Consider the following 20852-nt stretch of genomic DNA (forward strand, 5'->3'; position numbering starts at 1 on the left):
TGGCGAATATGCTTATCCGCATAAGGCAAGAACCAAAAAATAGTTTGTTTCCATAAGCCCGACTTCTACAGTCGTTGCTCGCTTGCAGCCGCGTGGCGAGGCCGCGCATTGGTGTTGCCGCAAGCCAAGACCTTTCACGATGTACCAATACACAGAATTCGATCGCCAGTTCGTACGCCAACGCGCAGCGCAGCACCGCGACCAGCTCGAACGCTGGCAAAAGGGCAAGATCTCCGAAGACGAGTTCCGACCCCTGCGGCTGCAAAACGGCTGGTATGTGCAGCGCTACGCCCCCATGCTGCGGGTGGCGGTGCCCTACGGCGAAATCTCCAGCGCCCAGTTGCGCGTGCTGGCCAAGATCGCCCGCGAGTACGACGAGCCCGAAGCGGAGGTCTACAAGAAGGCCACCGAAACGCAGGGCCTGCTGGGCACGCACAAGCTGCCCACGCACTACGCGCACTTCACCACGCGCCAGAACGTCCAGTTCAACTGGATTCCGCTGGCCAGGAGCGCCGACGTGATGGACCTGCTGGCCACGGTGAACATGCACGGCATCCAGACCAGCGGCAACTGCATCCGCAACATCACCAGCGACGAGCGCGCCGGCGTGGCGGTGGACGAAGTGGCCGACCCGCGCCCCTATGCCGAAATCATGCGGCAGTGGAGCACGCTGCACCCCGAGTTCGCATTCCTTCCGCGCAAGTTCAAGATCGCCATCACCGGCGCCGCCGAAGACCGCGCCGCCACCGGCTGGCATGACGTGGGCCTGCGCCTGGTGAAGAACGAAGCCGGCGAGCTGGGCTTCCAGGTGCGCGTGGGCGGCGGCATGGGCCGCACCCCCATCGTGGGCACCGTGCTGCGCGAGTTCCTGCCGTGGAACCAGATCATGAATTACCTGGAGGCCGTGGTTCGCGTCTACAACCGCTACGGCCGGCGCGACAACATGTACAAGGCGCGCATCAAGATCCTGGTGAAGGCCGAGGGCCAGCGCTACATCGACGACGTGGAAGAGGAATACAGGCAGATCCTCGCGCACGACGGCGCACCGCACACCATTCCGCAGGCCGAGCTGGACCGCGTGGCCGCTTCCTTCGTGCCGCCGGCGCTCGCCAGCCGCACGTACCAGCCGCTGGAGCAGACGGAAGCCGAACTGAAGGCCCAGGCCGAGGACGACACGCTCTTCGCCCGCTGGCTGCAGCGCAACGTGGCGCCGCACAAGAATCCGCAGCTGCGTGCGGTCACGCTGTCCTTCAAGCGCCGACTGCAGGCGCCCGGTGACGCATCGGCCAGCCAGCTCGACACCGCCGCCCTGCTGGCCGACCGCTTCTCGGCCGGCGAGGCGCGCGTCACGCACGACCAGAACCTGCTGCTGCCCTGGGTGCATGCCGAAGACCTGCATGCGCTGTGGCTGGCCGCCCGCGAGGCCGGCTTCGCCAGCACCAACGTGCACCTGCTCACCGACATGATCGCCTGCCCCGGCGGCGACTTCTGCGCGCTGGCCAATGCACGCTCCATCCCCATTGCCGAGGCCATCACCGAGCGCTACCAGGACCTGGACGAGCTCGACGACATCGGCGAGATCGACCTGCACATCAGCGGCTGCATCAATTCCTGCGGCCACCATCACAGCGGCCACATCGGCATCCTGGGCGTCGACAAGGACGGCAAGGAGTGGTACCAGGTGACGCTGGGCGGCTCCGACGGCTCCGACCTCTCCGGTCCGGCGGTGGCCGGCAAGGTGGTGGGCCCCTCCTTCTCGGCGGCCGAGGTGCCGGACGTGATCGAGGCGGTGCTCAGCACCTACCGCGACACCCGCGAAGTCGTCGACGGCAAGCGTGAGAACTTCATCGACACGCTGCGCCGCGTGGGCATCGACCCCTTCAAGGCGGCAGCCAATGCGGCCCGCTTTGCCAAGGCCGAGGAGGTGGCGGCATGAAGCGCAACCTTCGCATCCTGTCCGCCGAAGAGCATGTGGACGACGGCTCGCCCAGCGTGCTGCAACTGGCCAACGATGCCGACCCGCTGGCCATCGAGGAAAACCTGCAGGACATCGAGCGCATCGACCTGAACTTTCCGAAGTTCACCGACGGGCGTGCGTACAGCCAGGCCTTCCTGCTGCGCCGGCGCCTGGGCTTCAAGGGCGACATCCGCGCCACCGGCGACGTGCTGATCGACCAGCTGGTGCAGATGGAGCGCACGGGCTTTTCGAGCGCGGTGCTGCGCGAAGGCGTGGACGTGTCCGACGCACAGCGCCAGTTCGACCGCTTTGCCGCGTTCTACCAGGGCGATGCGGTCCACACGGCGCCGCATTTCCTGGCGGCCGAGAAGGCCTGATCGCGCGCGGCGCAGTATCGAGAAGCGGCGCCTCGGCAATGCAACCCGAGGCTCGCGGACGCCGCCGGTGGCCATGGCTGCTGGCGGTGTTTCTGCTGCCCGCGGTGCTGCTGTCCACCGCGCTGCTGTTCGCGAGCGACCTGCTCTACCGCCGAGCCGCCGCCCGGGCGCCGGCATTTCCCTTTCCCGCCTGCCAGAAAGTCTGGGCGCACCGCGGCTGGGCACCCGCCGGCGGCGAGAACAGCCTGCAAAGCGTCCAGGGCGCCTTCGAACGAGGCGCCGCCGGCGTGGAGATCGACATTCTTTTCGACCACGAACTGCAGGACTTCGTGGTCTCCCATGACAGGCCCTTCACCCTGTTCAACGGCAAACCCCTGCGGCTGGAGACGGTGCTGTCGCGCCACACGCACGGCAGCGGCTTCTTCTGGCTCGATGCCAAGGACCTCCGCAAGCTTTCGCCCCTGGCCGCCCGCAAGGCCACGCAACGGCTCGCAGCGCTCATCCAGCACTACGGGCTGGGCGAGCGTGCGCTGGTGGAATCGGGCAACCCGCTGTACCTGTCCTGGCTGGCAAGCCGCGGTGTCCACACGAGCTATGCGGTCAGCCCCAACGACAGGAAATACGCCGCGCCGGTCTACCGCCTGCATGCGGCCGTGACCAAGCTGGGCTATGCGCTGGCGGGCGCGAGCGCCATTTCCATGGACATCTCGCGGTACACGCCGGTTGCGGCCGCCACCTTCGACAAGGCCGCCGTCCTGCTCTCGACCGTCAACGACCCCGGCACACTGCTGCGCCTGAGCGGCGTTCCCGAGGTGAGGGTCATCCTGTCGGACCACGACCACTTCGAGCTTTCTGCCTGCGCCGGCCGCGCATCGCCCTGAATGCGCTCGGGCCGATTCATTCGCGCCATATCCGGAACACCGCGCAAACCGCGCCGGAACCCGCATGAACACTGGCGCATTTGCTTATCCGCATAAAGCGCGAACCAAAAAATCGTTGGGATCCATAAGGCTCGTCCCTACAGTCTCTTTCAACATGAGCATCGACCTCGAACGCATCAACGCCGAACTGGGCAGGAACGCCCAGGGCCTGGTGGACTGGGCCCTCGGCCTGGGCAAGCCCGCCATCGTCACCACCAACTTCCGCCCCTTCGAGGCGGTCATCCTGCACATGGTCACGCGCGTCAACCCCGACGTGCCGGTGGTCTGGATGGACAACGGCTACAACACCGAGGCCACCTACCGCTTCGCCGACGAAGTGACGAAGCAGCTGGGCCTGAAGCTGAAGATCTACCTGCCGCTGCGCTCGCGCGCGCACCGCGAGGCCGTGGACGGCCCGACGCCCGCGCTGGACGACCCGCGCCACGCCGCCTTCACGGAAGAAGTGAAGCTGGAGCCCTTTGCCCGCGCCCTGCGCGAAACCGCGCCGCAGGTGTGGTTCACCGCCCTGCGCGCCACCGACACCGCCGTGCGCGCGCAGATGGACCCGGTCAGCATCAACCCTGACGGCCTGATCAAGGTGGCGCCGCTGCTGCACTGGACGTCCAAGGACCTGTACGAGTACTGCCAGGCCCACGGCCTGCCCAACAACTTCGACTACGTCGACCCGACCAAGGGCGAGGACAACCGCGAATGCGGCTTGCATCTCGCGCACTGAAAAAGAAGCAGCCCCCGCCATGAACGCACGCACCGAACCTGAACTGCTGTCGCCGCCGATGCACTCTCCCGCGCGCCTTTCCAACACGCACCTCGACGCGCTCGAGGAAGAAGCCATCTTCGTGCTGCGCGAAGTCGCAGCCGCTTTCGAGCGCCCCACGCTGCTGTTTTCCGGCGGCAAGGACTCACTGGTGCTGCTCAAGTGCGCCGAGAAGGCCTTTGGCGCAGGCCGCCTGCCCTACCCGCTCCTGATGATCGACACCGGCCACAACTTCCCGGAAGTGACGCAGTTCCGCGACCAGCGCGCGAAGGAACTGGGCGCTGAGCTGATCGTGCGCAGCGTGGAAGACTCGATGAAGCGCGGCACGGTGCGCCTGGCCCATCCGCTGGAATCGCGCAATGTGCACCAGTCGGTCACGCTGCTCGAAGCCATTGAGGAATTCCGGTTCGACGCGCTCATCGGCGGCGCCCGCCGCGACGAGGAAAAGGCCCGCGCCAAGGAGCGCATCTTTTCGCACCGCGACAGCTTCGGCCAATGGCAGCCCAAGGACCAGCGCCCCGAGCTGTGGACCCTGTTCAACACCCGCCTGGCCCCGGGCGAGCACTTCCGCGTGTTCCCGATTTCCAACTGGACCGAGCTGGACGTGTGGCAGTACATCGAGCGCGAGAACATCGCCCTGCCCTCGATCTACTACACCCACAAGCGCCAGGTGGTGGAGCGCCGTGGCCTGCTGGTGCCGGTGACCGAGCTCACGCCGCCCAAGGACGGCGAGCAGGTCGAGGTGCGCGACGTGCGCTTTCGCACCGTGGGCGACATCACCTGCACCTGCCCGGTGGAAAGCCTGGCCGCCGACGCCGGCGACGTGGTCATCGAGACGCTCGCGGCCGACGTGAGCGAGCGCGGCGCCACGCGCATGGACGACAAGACATCGGATGCTTCCATGGAGAAGCGGAAAAAAGACGGGTATTTCTGAAATGAGCACGACGACCTTGAACCCCACCACCGACGGCACCGCCGGCGCCGAAGTCGATACCGGCACCGCCCTTCGCTTCATCACCTGCGGCAGCGTGGACGACGGCAAGAGCACGCTCATCGGCCGCCTGCTGGTGGACAGCAAGACCGTGCTGCAGGACCAGCTGGCCGGCGTGCAGCGCGGCGGCGAGACGGATCTGGCGCTGCTCACCGACGGCCTCTCGGCCGAGCGCGAGCAGGGCATCACCATCGACGTGGCCTACCGCTATTTCTCGACCGCCCAGCGCAAGTTCATCATTGGCGACGCGCCGGGCCACGAGCAGTACACCCGCAACATGGTCACCGCCGCATCGAGCGCGGACGCGGCCGTGGTGCTGGTCGACGCCACCAAGCTGCCCTGGGCCAGCCAGGTCGATGAAGCCGAAGTGGTCAAGCGCGAGCTGCTGCCGCAGACCCGGCGCCACACCCTGCTGGCGCACCTGCTGCGCGTGCAGTCGATCGTGTTCGCCATCAACAAGCTCGATGCCGTGCCTGACGCGGCCCTGGCGCTGGAGCGCATCTCCGGCGCGCTGGATGCCTTTGCCGAGGCCGCCGGCGTCGAGGTGACGGCCACCGTGCCGGTCTCCGCCCTGAAGGGCTGGAACGTGGCCACCCGCCATGCCGACTGGTGCGGCTACGAAGGCCCCAGCCTGCTCGAAGTGCTCGAAGCCCTGCCGGTGACCAGGCAGGACGAAGCCGTGCCCTTCGCCTTCCCGGTGCAGTGGGTCGAGAAGTTCTCCTCGTCGGCCGACACCTCGCGCGGCCGCCGCGTGTTCTGGGGCCGCGTGGCCAGCGGCCATGTGGAGCCGGGCCAGCGAATCAGCATCTTGCCCAGCGGCCAGACCGCCACCGTGGCCCAGGTGCTGGACCATGCGCGCAACCCCAAGGTCGTGCATGCGGGCCACAGCGCCGGCATCGTGCTGGACCGCGAAGTGGACGTGTCGCGCGGCGACTGGCTGCTGGCGCCCGACGCCTTCACCCCCACCCGCGAGATCACCGCCACCGTGGCCTGGCTGGACGACGAGCCGCTGGTGGCCGGGCGCGTGTACTGGGCGCTGCAGGGCCACCGCTGGGTCAAGGCCAAGGTCGCCCGCGTGGTGGACCGGCTCAACATCAACACGCTGGATGCCGAAGAGGCGCAGCAGCTCGATGCCAACTCCATCGGCGACGTGGTGCTGGCGCTGCAGCAGCCGCTGGCCGTGCAGCCCTTCACGCGCTCGCGTGCGCTGGGTTCGCTGGTGCTGGTCGACACCGCCTCCCACCGCACTGCGGCCGCGGTCTTGGTGCGCTGAGTCGCAAGCATTCTCGAAAAACGTAAAATCCAGGGTTCCCCCGAATAAGAACTGGCCAGAAGACCAATGACTCACGTCGTTTCCGAATCGTGCATCCGCTGCAAGTACACCGACTGCGTCGATGTCTGCCCGGTGGACTGCTTCCGCGAAGGCCCCAACATGCTCGTCATCGACCCTGACGAGTGCATCGACTGCGCGGTGTGCATTCCCGAATGCCCGGTCAACGCCATCTACGCCGAAGAAGACCTGCCGGCGGACCAGATCGCCTTCATCAAGCTCAACGCCGAGCTGGCCCTGGCCGACGGCTGGAAGAGCATCACCAAGCGCAAGCCCGCCCTGCCCGACGCGGAAGAGTGGAAAGACAAGACGGGCAAGATCTCCGAACTCATTAAATAAGCTTTGATGCAGGCTTCAGCACCGACCGAATGCGACGCGCTGGTCATCGGCGCGGGCCCGGTCGGTCTGTTCCAGGTCTTCCAGCTGGGCCTGCTCGAAATCTCCTGCCACGTCGTCGACGCACTGCCCTTCGCGGGCGGCCAGTGCGTGCAGCTCTACGGCGACAAGCCCATCTACGACATTCCGGGCACGCCGGTCACCACCGGCCGCGGCCTGGTGGAGTCGCTGCTGCGGCAGGTGGAGCCTTTTGCCCCCGAGTTCCATTTCGGCCAGCAGGTGGCCACGCTGGCCCGCCAGGCTGACGGGCGCCTGCTGCTGGGCACTTCGCGCGGCCTGCAGTTCCTGGCCAGGACGGTGTTCATCGCGGCTGGGGTCGGCGCCTTCCTGCCCAAGCACATCGCAGTGCCCGGACTCGAAGCCTTCGAGGGCACGCGCCTCTTCTATCACCCCGAATCGCTGGAGCGCTTCGCCGGCCAGTCGGTCATCGTGCACGGCGGCGACGAGGCGCTGGACGCCGCGCTGGCCCTGCTCGGCAAGGCGCGCAGCATCACCCTGCTGCACCGGCGCGATGCCTTCCAGGCCGAGGAAGAAACCCAGGCCCGGGTGCGCGACAACATCGCCCAGGGCCGGATCCGCCTGGCCATCGGCCAGCCCCAGGCCTTCGATGGCCGGCAGCTCACGGTGACGACGCCCGAAGGCCAGCCGCTCACCCTCGAATGCGACGCCTGGCTGGCCTACCCCGGCATCTCGCCGCGCCTGGGCCCCATTGCCGATTGGGGCCTGGAGCTGGCGCGCAAGCAGGTGCCGGTGGACACCGAGAAGTACCAGACGCGCGAGGCCGGCGTGTTCGCGGTGGGCGACATCAACACCTACCCGGGCAAGAAGAAGCTGATCGTGTGCGGCTTCCACGAGGCCACGCTGGCCGCCTGGGGAGCGACGGCTGTCGTGTTTCCGGACAAGGCGATTCCGCTGCAATACACCACCACCAGCACCCGGCTGCACGAGCTGCTCGGGGTTTCGCACTAGCTTCAGGCCGCCGGAGGCTACGCGCGTTCGCGCCGGAGGTCCTGCACGGCGGCGGACAGATCATCCGGATGCAGCATCGCCTCCCGCGCGCGGCGAGCGGTGTCGTACTGGTTCAGCACGGCGCGCAGCCTGCCCTCGTTGAGCAGGGCGTGCCAGACAGGCGCCAGCATGTCGGTGGCAGGCACCTGGCCTTGGGCCACTTCGGCTGCAAATCCAAGGCTCGGCGGCTGCGCCAGCAGCAGCGCCTTGGCGGCCGCGCCGAGCAGCGCCGGCCGTGGCTCCGGCCGCGCCGCGCACAGGTAGATGACCTGGGCCGGAATCGACTGGCCTTGCGGCCGCAATGCGCGCAGCGAAGTGCCCGAAACGCGGACAGTGCCCCCGGCACAGGCAAAGTCGTGGTGAGCGCCTTCCCGCGCCTGAGCCAGGCCCGCCAGGCCTCGCAGCAGCCGTGGCAGATCGGTGGTCGCAGCCGCAGGCGCCGCCTTGGCTTCCGCCAGCAGCACGACATCGTCGATGCCGGACTTCGCGCCATCGCTGCGCACGATGGCCGCATCCCACTCCAGCTTCGATCGATCGGCGCCTGCCAGCGCGGCCGGCGTCAGCAGGCTGCGTAGCACGCGATAGGGCGCAGCGCCGCCGGGCACGGCCGCGTTCAGGCAGTCAGCCATGTCCTGGAGTGCATGGGCAGCCGCCTGCTCTGTCCGCGTGCCCTCGCGTGCGGAAGTGCGTCCGTTTTCGACGGCTGCGCTGCTGCCGACCGCGGGCGAGCGCATGAAGCGCAGGGCCTTGTAATGCCGCACCGCCTCCAGGCGATCCAGTTCGAGCGCGCGCAGCCGGCGATTCAGCGCGGGGTGCGCCACGAGCGCGCGCACCCAAGCACTCAGCGCCGGATCGCGCCCCGCTGGCGCTTCGGCCACGGTCTCGGCCGCGGCCCGCAGCGCAGCCCAATCGGCCGCGTGTGCCAGGTCGTGCAGCTGCAAAAGGGCCCCGCGCAGGGCGTCTTCCGGCAGCCCGCGCAGCTTGCCCGGATGCGCAAAGGCGTCGAGCGCCGTGCGCAGTTCGCGCGCATCGCCCGCGGCGGTTGCCGACAAGGCTGCCCACTCTTGGATGCCGGCATCACGCCAGTGCAGGACTTGTGCCTGGAACGTCGGGTCTCCATGGGTGGCGTCCATCGCTCGGCGGATCAATTGCGCCAGCGCATCGCCGAAGGCCTGTTCGACGGACGCGGACGGCACGCCATCCCGCGCCATCGCCAGCCGGGCCGACTCGAGGCAGAAGGCCAGCAGCACGTCTTCGCCCGCATCGGCCGCTGCCTGCAAGCTGCTCGGCAGCGGCGGCAGGAGAAAGCGGCGCTTCGCGGTGCGCAGGACGCGGTGCAACTCGGCCGGGTGGTCATCCATGCCGGGAGTCTCGCCGAACGGGCACTGCCGCGCCGGCGCAGTGCACTCGGGGGCCGGCCGCTCAATCCTTGGGCGTCAGTTGCCCAGCCGCCCCGCCGGCCTTCGAGTTGCCCGATTTGCCGGTGGATGCGCCCTCCTTGTAGAAGGGCACCGGCTTGTGGTCCTTGACGGCGGTGCGGCCGGTGTCGCCGGTCGCGCCAGTGTTCGCGTCACGGGTCGGACGAACCCGTTGCGAGCGTGCGTTGTCTTGGCGCTTCATGGTCGTTCCATTGGACGCGCTCGGGGCCGCGGTGCATGTCGTCCGGGGCGCGTCGCCGGCGTAGGAACCCGCACGCAATGGGGGCGCGCCGAAGGCGCCTAGAATGTCAACTGCTAGGGGTGCCGGGCTGCTTGCGGCCTGGCTGAGAAAAAACCCTTTGAACCTGATTGAGGTCATCCTCGCGCAGGGAAGCTGGTGTCCGGTGGCCGTCATGCCTTTTCTCGCCTCTGACGGCTTTTGCTCCCGGGCCCTCGCCCACCTGCCAAACATTTGCGGCTGAGACGCTTTGCGGAGCAATTGAATGGCACTTCCAGACAACAACATCCAGGGCGGCACCACCGCCGACAATGAAGCGCTTATGCCCCTGGCCGACAGCGCCCGCGTGTTCCATTGGCACGACCATCTATCGCTGTGGTTCAGCCTGGGCGTGGGCCTGCTGGTGATGCAGGTCGGCGCCTACCTGGTGCCGGCGGTGGGCACGCGCGACGCGGTCATCGCCATCGTGCTGGGCTCGGTGGTGGGCGCGGGCCTGCTGGCCTGGACCGCGCGCGTGGGCTGCGAAAGCGGCCTGGCCAGCGCCGGCCTCATGCACCGCACCTACGGCAGCGCCTTTGCGCGGCTGCCGGTCATTCTCAACATCGTGCAGCTGGTGGGCTGGACCACCTTCGAGCTGGTGATCATGCGCGAAGGCACGCAGGCCATCGGCCAGCAGGCCTTCGGCCTCGAACTGGGCGGCGGCCTGGGCTTCGTGCTCACCACGCTGCTGTGGGGCGCGGTGCTGCTGGCCCTGCTGGCGGGTTCCATGGTGAAGCTGGTGCGCCGCTTCGTCAGCCGCTTCGGGCTGCCGCTGGTGGTGCTGTCGCTGCTGTGGCTGACCTGGCAATTCGCCGCCCAGCTCAACGCCCAGGGCTTCAGCGCCTTCTGGTCGCGCCAGGGCGACGGCAGCATGGGCCTGTTCAGCGCGCTCGACCTGGTGATCGCCATGCCGGTGTCGTGGCTGCCGCTGGTGGCCGACTATGCCCGCCATGGCCAAAGCGGCGCGCGCGGCGCCCGCGCGGCGCTGAGCGGCACCTGGCTGGGCTACGCCCTGGCCAACATTTGGTGCTATGCGCTGGGGGTGATGGTGGTGAGCGTGGCGCAGCCGGGCACCTCGCTGGTGACGGCGCTGCTGCTGGCGCAGGGCGGCCTGGTGGCGCTGGGCCTGATCCTCATCGACGAACTCGACAATGCCTACGGCGACGTGTATTCCAGCTCGGTGTCGGCCCACAGCCTGCAGCCGCGCTGGAGCGTTCGCCGCTGGGGCCTGGTGATCGCCCTGGTGAGCATCGCCTTTGCGCTGGTGCTGCCCATGCACAGCCTGGAGCCCTTCCTGCTGCTGCTCAGCTCGGTGTTCGTGCCGCTGTACGGCGTGATCCTGGGCCGCCTCGGCCTGGGCGCCCGCTGGACGCAGCAGCAGGGCGAGCGCCGCATCGACTGGAGCGCGGCCATCATCTGGGTGGCCGGCATCGTGGTCTTCCACACTTGCGGCAAGCTCGCGCCCCAATGGGGCGCGGCCCTGCCCGCGCTGGTGGCGACCTTCGTGCTGGCCTGGCTTACGCGTCCGTCGGCCTCAACGGCAGGCGGTGCGTCGGCACTGGCGCAAAACCGTGGTTGAGCGGCCCGTGGCCCTGGCCCACCTGCACCTGCGCACCGGCACGCATCGCGCCGATGACGTAATCGCGTGCGCTGGCCACGGCCTCGGGCAACTCGGCGCCCAGCGCCAGGTGCGCGGCAATGGCCGACGACAGGGTGCAGCCGGTGCCGTGCAGGTTGCGACTGGCAATGCGCTCGGACGTCAGGCGCAGCGGGTGGCCCGTGCGCTGGGCCAGCAGGTCGACCACCTCGTCGCCCGGCAGGTGCCCGCCCTTGACCAGCACGGCGCGCGCGCCCATGGCCAGCAGCTCGGCAGCCGCCGGCTCCAGCGCATGGGCCGCTTCGATGGGGTGCCCCACCAGCAGCGCGGCCTCGTCCAGGTTGGGCGTGACCACGACGGCGCGCGGAAACAGCTCGCGCACCAGCACGTTCACGGTCTCGGCGGCGATCAGGCGGTCGCCGCTGGTGGCCACCATCACCGGGTCCAGCACCACGTTGGGCAGCTGGTAGTGGTCGATGGCCCAGGCCACGACCTCGACGACCTCCGGCGCATGCAGCATGCCGAGCTTGACGGCATCCACGCCGATGTCTTCCACCACGGCCTGGATCTGCGCCTTCAGGAACTGCGGCGGCACGCCGTGGATGCCGCTCACGCCCAGCGTGTTCTGCGCCGTGAGCGCGGTGATGGCGCTCATGCCGTAGCAGCCCAGGGCGGCGAAGGTCTTCAGGTCGGCCTGGATGCCGGCGCCGCCGCCGCTGTCGGAACCCGCGATGGTGAGCACCCGCGCATAGCGGGTGGCGGTCGAAGCGCTGGCGCCGCCGCCGGAAAATGTTGTCGTCATGCTGAAAATTATCTGTCACGCGTTGCACGCGTTTGCTTGAGCCCATGAATTCTTCTCGTGCCCTGCCCTTCGAATCGGCCGCCATCCTCGGTGCCGGGCTGATGGGCCGACTGCTGGCCGCCAGCCTGGCGCAGGCCGGCTGCCAGGTGGACGTCTACGAGGCTGGCAGTGCGCAGGCGGAAGGCGCCGCCGCGCGCGTGGCCGCGGCCATGCTGGCGCCGCTGGCCGAATCCGCTGTGGCGCCCGCGCCGCTGGTGCGCATGGGCCACTATGCCCTCACGCGCTGGCCTGAGCTGCTGGCCCCGCTGGCCGAGCCGGTGTTCTTCCAGCGCGAAGGCACGCTGGTGCTGTGGCACCGGCAGGACGCGCCGGAGGCCGCGCGCCTGGCGCGCATCCTCCAGGGCACCTGCGACGTCGTGCCCGAGCTTCCCGCCATGCAGCGGGTCGACGGCGCAGAAATCGCGGCGCTGGAGCCCACGCTGGGCACGCGCTTCGCGCAGGGCCTGTTCCTGCCGCAGGAAGGCCAGCTCGACAACCGCGCGCTGCTGGCCTCGCTGCTGGCCAGCCTGCAGGCGCACCCGAACGTCAGGCTGCATTGGCAGTCGCCGCGCGAGCCGGGCGATTTCCGGCCCGGCACAGCGGGCCAGCCCGACTGGGTGATCGACTGCCGGGGCCTGGGCGCCAAGCCGCAATGGCGCGCGCTGCGCGGCGTGCGCGGCGAGGTGATCCGCGTGCATGCGCCCGAGGTCAAGCTCACGCGGCCCACGCGGCTGGTGCATCCGCGCTATCCGCTCTACATCGCGCCCAAGCCGGGCGACCTGTACGTGATCGGCGCCACCGAAATCGAATCCGAGGACATGTCGCCGGCCAGCGTGCGCTCCACGCTCGAGCTGCTGTCGGCCGCCTATGCGGTGCACAGCGGCTTTGCGGAGGCGCGCATCGTCGAGATCGCCACGCAGTGCCGTCCCACCCTGCCCGACAACCTGCCCGATGTGCAGCAGCCGCAGCCGCGCGTGCTGCAGGTCAACGGCCTGTACCGCCACGGATTCATGATCGCGCCCGCGGTGCTCGACATCGTGCTCGAACTGCTGCACGGCGGCCGCTCGCCGCTGGCGGCGCGCTTCGGCCTGCCGGGCATGCAGGCGCTGCCCCACCATCCCTGCCAAGACTGCCAGGAAGCAGGCACTCCCGCATGAAGGTCCTCATCAACGACACCCCGCACGAGCTGGCGCCGGACGCCCGGCTGCCCGATGCGCTCCAGGCCATCCAGGCCGTGCCGCCTTTCGCGGTGGCGGTCAACCGCGAGTTCGTTCCGCGCTCGCAGTACGCCGAGCGCGTGCTGCAGGCGGACGACCGCATCGAAGTGATCCGCCCCGTGACCGGCGGCTGAGAGAGACAGTGAGAGAAAGAGACAAGCCATGAGCAACACCCCTGCCACGGACGCCCTCGTCCTGTACGGCCAGACCTTCGAGAGCCGCCTGCTGCTGGGCACGGCGCGCTACCCCTCGCCCGACGTGATGGAAGCCGCGGTGCGCCGCGCCAGGCCCGCCATGCTCACCGCCTCGCTGCGCCGGCAGACCGCCAAGCCGGGCGGCGCGGGCGGCGACAACGGCTTCTGGGACATGCTGCGCGAGCTGAAGGTGCCGGTGCTGCCCAACACCGCCGGCTGCCACAACGCGCAGGAAGTCATCGCCACCGCCCACATGGCGCGCGAACTGTTTGACACGCCCTGGATCAAGCTGGAGCTGATCGGCGACGACTACACCCTGCAGCCCGACACGCTCAACCTGGTCGGCGTGGCAGAGACGCTGATCCGCGACGGCTTCCAGGTGCTGCCCTACTGCACCGAGGACCTGGTGCTGTGCCAGCGCCTGGTGGACGTGGGCTGCCAGGCGGTCATGCCGTGGGCAGCGCCCATCGGCACGGGCCAGGGCCCCGTCAACCCGTACGCGCTGCGCACGCTGCGCGAGCGGCTGAAGGTGCCGCTTTTGGTCGATGCCGGCCTGGGGCTGCCCTCGCATGCCTGCCAGGTCATGGAATGGGGCTACGACGGCGTGCTGCTCAACACCGCGGTGGCGCTCGCGCAGGATCCGGTGGCCATGGCCGGCGCCTTTGCCGATGCCGTGGCGGCAGGCCGCGCCGCCTATCGGGCCGGCGCCATGACGGCGCAGGAATCCGCCCAGCCCAGCACGCCCGTGCTCGGCACGCCCTTCTGGCACCACGCTCAGCAGCAATGACCAACACGCCATCGACACAAGCCATGGCCCGGGCCATCGTGCAGGCCCACGCGCAGCGCTTCGGCGCCGCAGCGGATGCCGATGTGCAGCCATCCTTCGGCCGCGAAGATCCGGTGTACCGCGCCGCCAAGCTGGCGGCCCTGCAACTGGGCTTCATCGACATCGACGCCGACGTGCTCGGCCGGGCCTGGCAGGCCCAGACGCAGCGCACCGGGCGCTTCGACGCCGCCGCGTGGCCGGTCGAGCCGCAGGACTTCGGCATGCGCAGCCTTCCGCTTGGCGAGCGGCCGGATGCGTTCGCCGCCTGCCCCAGGAACCTGGGCCTCTATGCCGTGCTGCCGGATGCGGCCTGGGTGGGCCGCTGCGCACGTGCCGGCGTGCCCACGGTGCAGCTGCGCTTCAAATCCACCGACCCGGTGGCCATCGAGCGCGAGGTGCGCGCCTCGGTCGACGCCGTGCGCGGCACCGGCTCGCTGCTGTTCATCAACGACCACTGGCGCATGGGCATCGCCGCCGGTGCGTACGGCGTGCACCTGGGCCAGGAAGACCTGGATGCGCTGAGCGCCGGTGAACTGCGCGAGTTGCGCGGCTCCGGCGTGCGCCTGGGCGTCAGCACCCATGGCTATGCCGAGATGCTGCGCGCCGATGCGGTGAGCCCGAGCTACATCGCCATGGGTGCGGTGTTTCCGACCACGCTCAAGAAGATGGCCACCGCACCGCAGGGCGTGGCACGACTGGACGCCTATGCCCGCCTGACCCGCGGCTACCCGCAAGTGGCCATCGGCGGCATCGACGAAGCGCGGCTGGACCAGGTGCTGGCCACCGGCGTGGGCTCGGTGGCGGTGGTGCGCGCCATCATCACGGCGCAAGATCCCGAAGGCACGGCGGCGCGCTGGCAGGCCGCCATCGCCGGCAACAAGGCTTGAGAAACAGCGAGAGGGAGCGCGGGCCGATCAGGATGCCAGCGCGCTGCCCGGCGACATCGGAAAGCGCTCCAGCATGCGGCGCCCCAGCGGCGTGATCTCCAGGGCCACCGCCGGCGGCTGGTCGTAGCCCGAGAGCGTCCGGATGGGCGGCGGAATCTGGGCCTTCACATGGCCGGCCATCTTCAGGATGCGAAGACCGTCCACGTCGTCGCCCACGGACAAGGCAACGGGCAGATCAACCAGCGACAGCTTGTGCAACAGGACCAGTGACATGGCCTGCGCACTATAAGCGGGCGGCGCTCAGCTCACCAAACGCCCGTTGCTTCCGATCACCGCCACGTCGACGAACTGGTTGCCTTCCCGATTGCTGCGGCCGAAGTTGATCTTGATGCCGCCCATGTCGAAGGCCTCGATGCTGGCCAGTGCGGCCATCAGCCCCGCGCGCGTGGGCGCCGGGCCCGCGCGGCGCAGACCTTCCACCAGCACGCAGGCGTCCATGTAGCCCTCCAGGCTGGGCAGCGAGAACTGCTTGCTGCCGCTGGCCTCCATGTCGGCCTGGTAGCGGCGCACCACCTCGAAGCGGGTGGACTGCGGCGACGGCACGATCAGCGCGAAGCCGATGCCGCGCGCATCGTCGCCCATGGGCGTGAGCGAGCTGGCCATGATCGACAGGCCATACACCGTGCTGTTGCCGCCGGCCTTGCGCATGGCCTTGATGAAGGCGGGGGCCGTTCCGGCCAGGCCGGTGATCACCACCTGCGGCGCCGCCTTGGCAATGGCCGCCGCTGCGGGCTCCACTTCCAGGCTGATGGTGCTGGGCGTGGTGGCCACCACCACCGGCTCCAGCTTGTGCCTGGCCAGCGAGGCCTTGCTGGCCGCCAGCACCGACTGGCCCAGCGGATCGTTGGAATGCACGATGCCGATCTTGTTGATGCCCAGCACGGCGGCCGTGGCGATCAGCTTGTCGATTTCCTGGTCGTAGTTCGCGCGCACCCAGAAGGTGTTGGGCGCGTTCTTCTTGCGCAGCGCCACCGTGCCGGTGTTGGGACCCACCACCGCCAGGCCCGGCACCGCGTCCATGATCTCCGCCGTCTGCCGCGTGCCCAGCGGGTGCAGCATGGCGAGCACGGAGGCGTCGGCATTGAAGGCCAGCGCGTTGGACTTGGCGACATCGGGCTTGAACTGGTCGTCGGCCATCACCAGCTCGATCCTGCTGCCGTGGATGCCGCCAGCCTTGTTGATCGCGTTGATGCAGGCACTGGAGCCGGCGAACAGGCCGCTGCCGTTGGCCTTTTCGACGCCGCTGTTGTCGAAGCTGGCGCCAATGCGGATCGCCTTGGCCTGCGCAAGAACCGGCATGCCCAGCACGGCGGCGGCCGTGGCGCCGGCGGCGCGCGTGAGTATCTGGCGGCGGGTGCTGCCTGGGGCAGCCCGCAGGCTGGACGTGACGCTCGCTTCTTCCGACGTGTTCATGCTGCAACCTTGATCAAAATTGCGACGGAATGTAACGCAAGATGCCGATCCGAAGGTGAGGTTCTCGCTCCAGCCGAGCAAGAAATAGAACCAACCAACTACAAGCCGATGGGAATTCTCGACGCAGCGTTAACTTCTGCCCGAACGCCTGCGCTGCCTGAAAGGCGGGTGGAATAAGGAGCACGAGACCCGCGTCTACTTCGTGGCACTTCTCAACAACATCAAGGGAGTCCCGATGAATCGAAGCAAGCGCCCATTGCTCGGCCAGAACCAGAAGATTCGCAGCGGCGAAAGCCTGCCAGCGCATGGCACCCCATCCAGAAGGCGATTCGTGCAGGACGCGGCCGCGCTGGCCCTGGCCGCCTCACCGGTCGCGGCGCTGGCCGCGAAGTCCTCCAGCGAAGAAGTCACCTTCGCAGACGGCCCGCGGCCGCTGGTGAAGTACCCGGGCAAGCGGCCCATGATCCGCGTGCATACCCGCCCGCCGCACCTGGAAACACCCTTCGGCGTCTTCAACGAAGGGCCGATCACGCCCAACGACGCCTTCTTCGTGCGCTACCACCTCGCCGACTTTCCGCGCGCCATCGACCCGGCCACGTACCGGCTGGCCGTCAAGGGCCATGTCAAGCAGCCGCTGGAACTGTCGCTTGCCGAGCTCAAGTCGATGGCCGAACCGGTGGAAGTGGTGGCGGTCAACCAGTGCTCCGGCAACAGCCGCGGCTTTTCGTCGCCGCGCGTGTTCGGCGCCCAGCTCGCCAATGGCGCCATGGGCAATGCGCGCTGGGTGGGTGTTCCGCTGCGCAAGGTGCTGGAAAAGGCCGGCGTGTCCGCCGGGGCGAAGCAGGTCACTTTCAACGGGCTGGACGCGCCGGTGCTGCCGGCCACGCCCGACTTCCGCAAGTCGCTTGAAATTAATCATGCGCTGCAGGACGAGCCGATGCTCGCCTGGGGCATGAACGGGCAGGACCTGCCCTTTCTCAACGGCTATCCGCTGCGGCTGGTGGTACCGGGCTACTTCGGCACCTACTGGGTCAAGCACCTGTCGGAGATCGAAGTGCTCGACCATGCCTTCGATGGACATGACGCCTTCTACATGACCAAGGGCTACCGCGTGCCCGACAACGACTGCCAGTGCGTCGAACCCGGCACGGCGCCGGCCAGCACCCGCCCGATCACCACCCTGGCGGTGCGCAGCTTCATCACGAGCGTGCACAACGGCAGCGTGCTGCCGGTGGGCAAGACCGTGGAGCTCAAGGGCATTGCCTTCGACGGCGGCTCGGGCGTGAAGCAGGTGGAGGTGTCGCAGGACGGCGGCCAGAGCTGGAAGGCCGCGACGCTGGGGCGGGACCTCGGCCGCTTCTCCTTCAGGGAATGGCGCGCGCCGGTGTCCTTCCCGAAGAAGGGACCGGCACTGCTGATGGTGCGCGCCACCAGCAACAAGGGCGAGGTCCAGCCTGCCACCGCCAGCTGGAATCCTGCCGGCTACCGGCGCAACGTGGTCGAGTCGACGTCCGTCGTCGTCGCCTGAGGATGGAGGGCCGATCCATGAAACCTCTGAACCTCCTCTCGCACTGCACCGCCCTGCTCCTGGGCACCCTGGTGGGCACCAGCGCCATGGCGGCATCGCCCGGCATCGTGCTGCCCGAAGACACGATGAAGCTGCGCCGCTCCGACCTGGCCGGCTACGCCGTGGCCACGCAGAAATGCGTCATCTGCCATTCCGTCGACTACGTGAGCTATCAGCCGCCGGGCCTCAGCCAGGCGCAATGGACGGCCGAAGTCCAGAAGATGCAGCGCACCTATGGCGCGCCCCTGAACGACATCGAGGTCAGGCAGATCGGCGCCTACCTGGCCGTGGCGTACGGCTCGGCCAAGGCCACGGATGCCGCGATCGTGGCCGCCTCGGCCCCCGCCCAGGCAGAAGCCGCGGCATCGTCCGCGCCGGCGCAGCAAGGTCCCAAGGTGGATGTGAAGGCACTGCTGGCCAACAATGCCTGCCTGAGCTGCCACGGCCTGCAGCAGCAGATCGTCGGCCCGGGCTTCAACGACGTCGCCAAAAAGTACAAGGCAGAGGCCAAGGGCCAGGCCATGCTGGAGCACAGCATTCGCACCGGCAGCTCCGGCAAATGGGGCAGCGGCGTGATGCCGCCGTTCGCGACGCTCAAGCCTGAAGAGATCAAGGCGCTCTCGACCTTCGTTCTGGAACAGTAGTCTCCATCAGCAAAAGGCGCCGCGCAGACCATCAGATCTGCGCGGCGCCTTTTTCCTTCCTGTCTTTCCGGTTCAGCGCTTCTGGTTCAGCTGGCTGTAGACCGCCTCGGCCGCGCGAAGCATCTCCTGCCGGCCGGCGCTGGAGGAGATCGCGTAACCCATGTCCTTGTCGACCCAGTAGAAGACGTTCACCGGCCCGTCCTGCCCGAACTTGAAGGCGGTTTCCCGGCCGGCGTCTTCGCGCGTGACGTACAGGGTCAGGCGCTGGCCCTTCGAGTCGTCGAACATGAACTGCGCGACGGGCTCCTTGTCGCCCGGCAGCAGGCGGCCGCCGATCAGCGTGTAGCCCAGCGGCCGCAGATCGGGCGCCCGCACCTGGGCGCCCATGCGCTTGGTCAGCCAGGTGACAAGGCCTTTTTCATCATCCGCGCCGACTTCGACAGGCCGGCGCACCTCCGGGCTGTAGACCGCATGCGCCACGGCGGCGCGGTGCGCGAACCCGGTCAGCGGCTGGGCACTTGCAGCGGACGGCATCGACGGCGCACGTGCCATGTGCAGCGCCCGCTCGTCGGCCACGCCGCGAAGCCACCAGGCCGAGCCCGCGCTGACGAATGCGATGCTCACGCCGGCCGCGATGGCGCGCCAGGGCCATGCCACGCGTGTCCTGCTCATGGGCAGCCGAAGCGGCAGGGGCTCGTCCAGCACGGGGTCGAGCAATCCCTTGAGCGCGATGTTCTGCGCCCGCCAGTCATTGACGCGCTGCAGTTCATGGGGATGCCGTGCCAGGTAGGCCTCGATCTCTGCGCGGCGCACCGGCGGCAGCAAGCCGTCGGCAAAGGCATGCAGGTCGGCCTCCGTCACCGGCGGGGTGCCGTCGCTGCTTCCCGGTACGGGTTTGATGTGCGAGAAATCCATGTCACTTGATCCGATGCAGCGCCGACGCGCCCTGCTGCTCGGCAGGCGCCCTGTTCTGCAGCTCCCGGCGCAGGCGCTCGCGTGCCCGCGCAAGCCTGGACATCACGGTGCCGATGGGCACGCCGATGACGCTGGCGGCCTCCTGGTAGCTCATTTCCTCGACGGCCACCAGCAGCAGCACTTCGCGCTGCTCGGGGGCCAGGCGCTGCAAGGCCCGGTCCAGGTCGCGCACCTCGAGCCGGTCCGACTGCTCGGCGCGCTGCACCGCGTCGGGCAGTTCGTCGCCCGCACTGTCTTCGGGACGGCTGCGCGTCGCCCGGACGATGTCGATGAAACGATTGTGCAAGATGCCGAACAACCATGGCCGGATGTCATCTCGCCGCTGCCACTGCGGCAGCCGGCCCCATGCGCGCTCCAGCGTGTCCTGCACCAGGTCGTCGGCGCGCTGCGCGTCGGAGACCAGCCCGCGCGCGTAGCGCCGCAGGCTGGGGATGCAGGCAACGATGGCTGTTTCGTCCTGGCTGCGCATGGGGAGGTTATCTGCGGCTACCCGCGGAAACGATCAGGGCCTGAGTTGAACACACCGGCATGGACGCATCATCCCCGCCCCGTATTCCCGGCCGCGAAGAACTCGGTGGCCTTTTTCGTGATCGAGGCCTTCCTGCCCCGCAGCCTCGGCTCACGCCTCGAGCGGCAGCCTGGCCAGCACCTCGTGGCGCCCGCGGCCCAGCAGGCTGCGCACCAGAAGCAGTTCATCGACCTGCCAGGTCAGCGCGTCGACGGATTGCGCGGCCACCGGCCGGTCGTCGTAGAGCAGCGTCAGGTGCGGGGTGAAGTGCGGCTCGGGCCGGCCCGCCAAGCCCGCGGCCACCAGCGAGGCCAGCAGCGCCTGCTGCAACGCGGCCACACCTTGAACGCCGTCCCGGCCGAGCAGCACCAGCGGCATGTTGCGCCGCTTGCGCGTGAAGCTCGCCACCGTATCGAAGCCGATGCGAAAAGGCGAAGCGCTCTGGGCGACGGGACGCGCGGCATCGAGCGCGCGGGCCAGCACGTCCTGCGGAATGCCGCCTGCGAAATCGCCGATCAGGTGCAGCGTGACATGAAAGCGCTCCGGGCCCAGCGACTTGCCGCGCAGGCCGTGATGGCGGCGAAGTTCCTGCGCCAGCACCTCGATGCGCTGCGCCGTCGCGGCGTCGGGCCGCACGGCGAAGAAGAGACGTTCAGCCGCGAACGCCATGTGCC

23 protein-coding genes and 1 riboswitch are annotated in these 20852 nt (G+C 68.7%); of the genes, 15 read left to right on the top strand and 8 right to left on the bottom strand.

Annotation, left to right across the window (positions count from 1 at the left end):
• Positions 1-139: 139 nt before the first annotated feature.
• The 8 genes from VSO01S_RS12385 to VSO01S_RS12420 all read left to right on the top strand — a co-directional run bounded on the left by VSO01S_RS12385 (position 140) and on the right by VSO01S_RS12420 (position 7715).
• A complete protein-coding gene (locus VSO01S_RS12385; RefSeq protein ID WP_068642770.1) occupies positions 140-1936 on the top strand; it encodes a nitrite/sulfite reductase in 1797 nt (598 codons plus the stop codon).
• Positions 1933-2334 carry a DUF934 domain-containing protein gene (locus VSO01S_RS12390; protein ID WP_068642772.1) on the top strand — a complete coding sequence of 134 codons (402 nt, stop codon included), beginning with the start codon at positions 1933-1935 and terminating at the stop codon, positions 2332-2334. The genes VSO01S_RS12385 and VSO01S_RS12390 overlap by 4 nt, the downstream gene beginning before the upstream one ends.
• A 38-nt stretch (positions 2335-2372) precedes the next feature.
• Complete coding sequence (locus VSO01S_RS12395) at positions 2373-3215, top strand: glycerophosphodiester phosphodiesterase (protein ID WP_068642774.1); 843 nt, start codon at positions 2373-2375, stop codon at positions 3213-3215.
• Between the two features lie 154 nt (positions 3216-3369).
• Positions 3370-3990, top strand: coding sequence for a phosphoadenosine phosphosulfate reductase domain-containing protein (locus VSO01S_RS12400; RefSeq protein WP_068642776.1), 621 nt, complete (start codon positions 3370-3372; stop codon positions 3988-3990).
• A gap of 19 nt (positions 3991-4009) precedes the next feature.
• The gene (gene cysD / locus VSO01S_RS12405; protein ID WP_068642778.1) at positions 4010-4963 is read left to right on the top strand and encodes a sulfate adenylyltransferase subunit CysD; all 954 of its coding nucleotides are present in this window, start codon (positions 4010-4012) and stop codon (positions 4961-4963) included.
• A 1-nt stretch (position 4964) separates the two neighbouring features.
• Positions 4965-6293 carry a sulfate adenylyltransferase subunit 1 gene (locus VSO01S_RS12410; RefSeq protein ID WP_068642780.1) on the top strand — a complete coding sequence of 443 codons (1329 nt, stop codon included), beginning with the start codon at positions 4965-4967 and terminating at the stop codon, positions 6291-6293.
• 66 nt (positions 6294-6359) lie between these two features.
• Positions 6360-6689: a ferredoxin FdxA gene (fdxA, locus tag VSO01S_RS12415; protein WP_068642782.1), complete on the top strand. Its 330-nt coding sequence runs from the start codon at positions 6360-6362 to the stop codon at positions 6687-6689.
• A 6-nt stretch (positions 6690-6695) separates the two neighbouring features.
• Complete coding sequence (locus tag VSO01S_RS12420; protein ID WP_068642784.1) at positions 6696-7715, top strand: NAD(P)/FAD-dependent oxidoreductase; 1020 nt, start codon at positions 6696-6698, stop codon at positions 7713-7715.
• A gap of 17 nt (positions 7716-7732) precedes the next feature.
• On the opposite strand, the gene VSO01S_RS12425 is transcribed toward VSO01S_RS12420, so the two are convergent.
• Together VSO01S_RS12425 and VSO01S_RS12430 are read right to left on the bottom strand one after the other, a co-directional pair.
• Complete coding sequence (locus tag VSO01S_RS12425) at positions 7733-9115, bottom strand: hypothetical protein (protein WP_068642786.1); 1383 nt, start codon at positions 9113-9115, stop codon at positions 7733-7735.
• 61 nt (positions 9116-9176) lie between these two features.
• On the bottom strand, positions 9177-9374 hold the full coding sequence (locus tag VSO01S_RS12430) for a hypothetical protein (protein ID WP_068642788.1): 198 nt from the start codon (positions 9372-9374) through the stop codon (positions 9177-9179).
• Positions 9375-9479: 105 nt separating this feature from the next.
• Positions 9480-9581, top strand: a riboswitch (TPP riboswitch).
• Between the two features lie 94 nt (positions 9582-9675).
• Between VSO01S_RS12430 and VSO01S_RS12435 the strand changes: the two genes are divergently transcribed.
• On the top strand, positions 9676-11028 hold the full coding sequence (locus VSO01S_RS12435) for a purine-cytosine permease family protein (protein ID WP_068642790.1): 1353 nt from the start codon (positions 9676-9678) through the stop codon (positions 11026-11028).
• Here VSO01S_RS12435 and thiD read toward each other — a convergent pair.
• Complete coding sequence (thiD, locus tag VSO01S_RS12440) at positions 10967-11848, bottom strand: bifunctional hydroxymethylpyrimidine kinase/phosphomethylpyrimidine kinase (RefSeq protein WP_068642792.1); 882 nt, start codon at positions 11846-11848, stop codon at positions 10967-10969. The genes VSO01S_RS12435 and thiD overlap by 62 nt on opposite strands.
• Positions 11849-11892: 44 nt before the next feature.
• Between thiD and VSO01S_RS12445 the strand changes: the two genes are divergently transcribed.
• Genes VSO01S_RS12445 through VSO01S_RS12460 form a run of 4 tightly spaced genes read left to right on the top strand, consistent with a single transcriptional unit; the run spans position 11893 to position 15011 of the window.
• The gene (locus VSO01S_RS12445) at positions 11893-13044 is read left to right on the top strand and encodes an FAD-dependent oxidoreductase (RefSeq protein ID WP_068642794.1); all 1152 of its coding nucleotides are present in this window, start codon (positions 11893-11895) and stop codon (positions 13042-13044) included.
• The gene (thiS, locus tag VSO01S_RS12450) at positions 13041-13238 is read left to right on the top strand and encodes a sulfur carrier protein ThiS (RefSeq protein ID WP_068642796.1); all 198 of its coding nucleotides are present in this window, start codon (positions 13041-13043) and stop codon (positions 13236-13238) included. Before VSO01S_RS12445 ends, thiS begins: the two co-directional genes overlap by 4 nt.
• 28 nt (positions 13239-13266) lie before the next feature.
• Positions 13267-14085: a thiazole synthase gene (locus tag VSO01S_RS12455; protein WP_068642798.1), complete on the top strand. Its 819-nt coding sequence runs from the start codon at positions 13267-13269 to the stop codon at positions 14083-14085.
• Between the two features lie 23 nt (positions 14086-14108).
• A complete protein-coding gene (locus VSO01S_RS12460) occupies positions 14109-15011 on the top strand; it encodes a thiamine phosphate synthase (RefSeq protein ID WP_373282893.1) in 903 nt (300 codons plus the stop codon).
• A 27-nt stretch (positions 15012-15038) separates the two neighbouring features.
• Here VSO01S_RS12460 and VSO01S_RS12465 read toward each other — a convergent pair whose 3' ends face one another.
• Entirely contained in the window at positions 15039-15284 is a 246-nt protein-coding gene (locus tag VSO01S_RS12465) for a hypothetical protein (protein WP_068642802.1), read from the bottom strand.
• A gap of 27 nt (positions 15285-15311) precedes the next feature.
• Entirely contained in the window at positions 15312-16484 is a 1173-nt protein-coding gene (locus VSO01S_RS12470) for an ABC transporter substrate-binding protein (RefSeq protein ID WP_068642804.1), read from the bottom strand.
• Between the two features lie 235 nt (positions 16485-16719).
• On the opposite strand from VSO01S_RS12470, the gene sorA reads away from it, so the two are divergent.
• Both sorA and VSO01S_RS12480 read left to right on the top strand, forming a co-directional pair.
• Positions 16720-18012, top strand: coding sequence for a SorA family sulfite dehydrogenase catalytic subunit (gene sorA, locus VSO01S_RS12475; RefSeq protein ID WP_084241842.1), 1293 nt, complete (start codon positions 16720-16722; stop codon positions 18010-18012).
• A 17-nt stretch (positions 18013-18029) separates the two neighbouring features.
• Positions 18030-18695 (top strand): c-type cytochrome, encoded by a 666-nt coding sequence (locus VSO01S_RS12480; RefSeq protein WP_068642806.1) that lies wholly within the window; start codon positions 18030-18032, stop codon positions 18693-18695.
• Between the two features lie 72 nt (positions 18696-18767).
• On the opposite strand, the gene VSO01S_RS12485 is transcribed toward VSO01S_RS12480, so the two are convergent.
• The 3 genes from VSO01S_RS12485 to VSO01S_RS12495 form a co-directional block, all read right to left on the bottom strand.
• Positions 18768-19610, bottom strand: a complete 843-nt coding sequence (locus VSO01S_RS12485; RefSeq protein ID WP_068642808.1) for an anti-sigma factor family protein — start codon at positions 19608-19610, stop codon at positions 18768-18770.
• A gap of 1 nt (position 19611) precedes the next feature.
• Positions 19612-20139 carry an RNA polymerase sigma factor gene (locus VSO01S_RS12490; RefSeq protein WP_068642810.1) on the bottom strand — a complete coding sequence of 176 codons (528 nt, stop codon included), beginning with the start codon at positions 20137-20139 and terminating at the stop codon, positions 19612-19614.
• 150 nt (positions 20140-20289) lie between these two features.
• Entirely contained in the window at positions 20290-20847 is a 558-nt protein-coding gene (locus tag VSO01S_RS12495) for a 2'-5' RNA ligase family protein (protein WP_068642811.1), read from the bottom strand.
• Between the last annotated feature and the right edge of the window lie 5 nt (positions 20848-20852).

This window comes from Variovorax soli NBRC 106424, from assembly GCF_001591385.1.
Lineage (GTDB): Bacteria > Pseudomonadota > Gammaproteobacteria > Burkholderiales > Burkholderiaceae_C > Variovorax > Variovorax soli.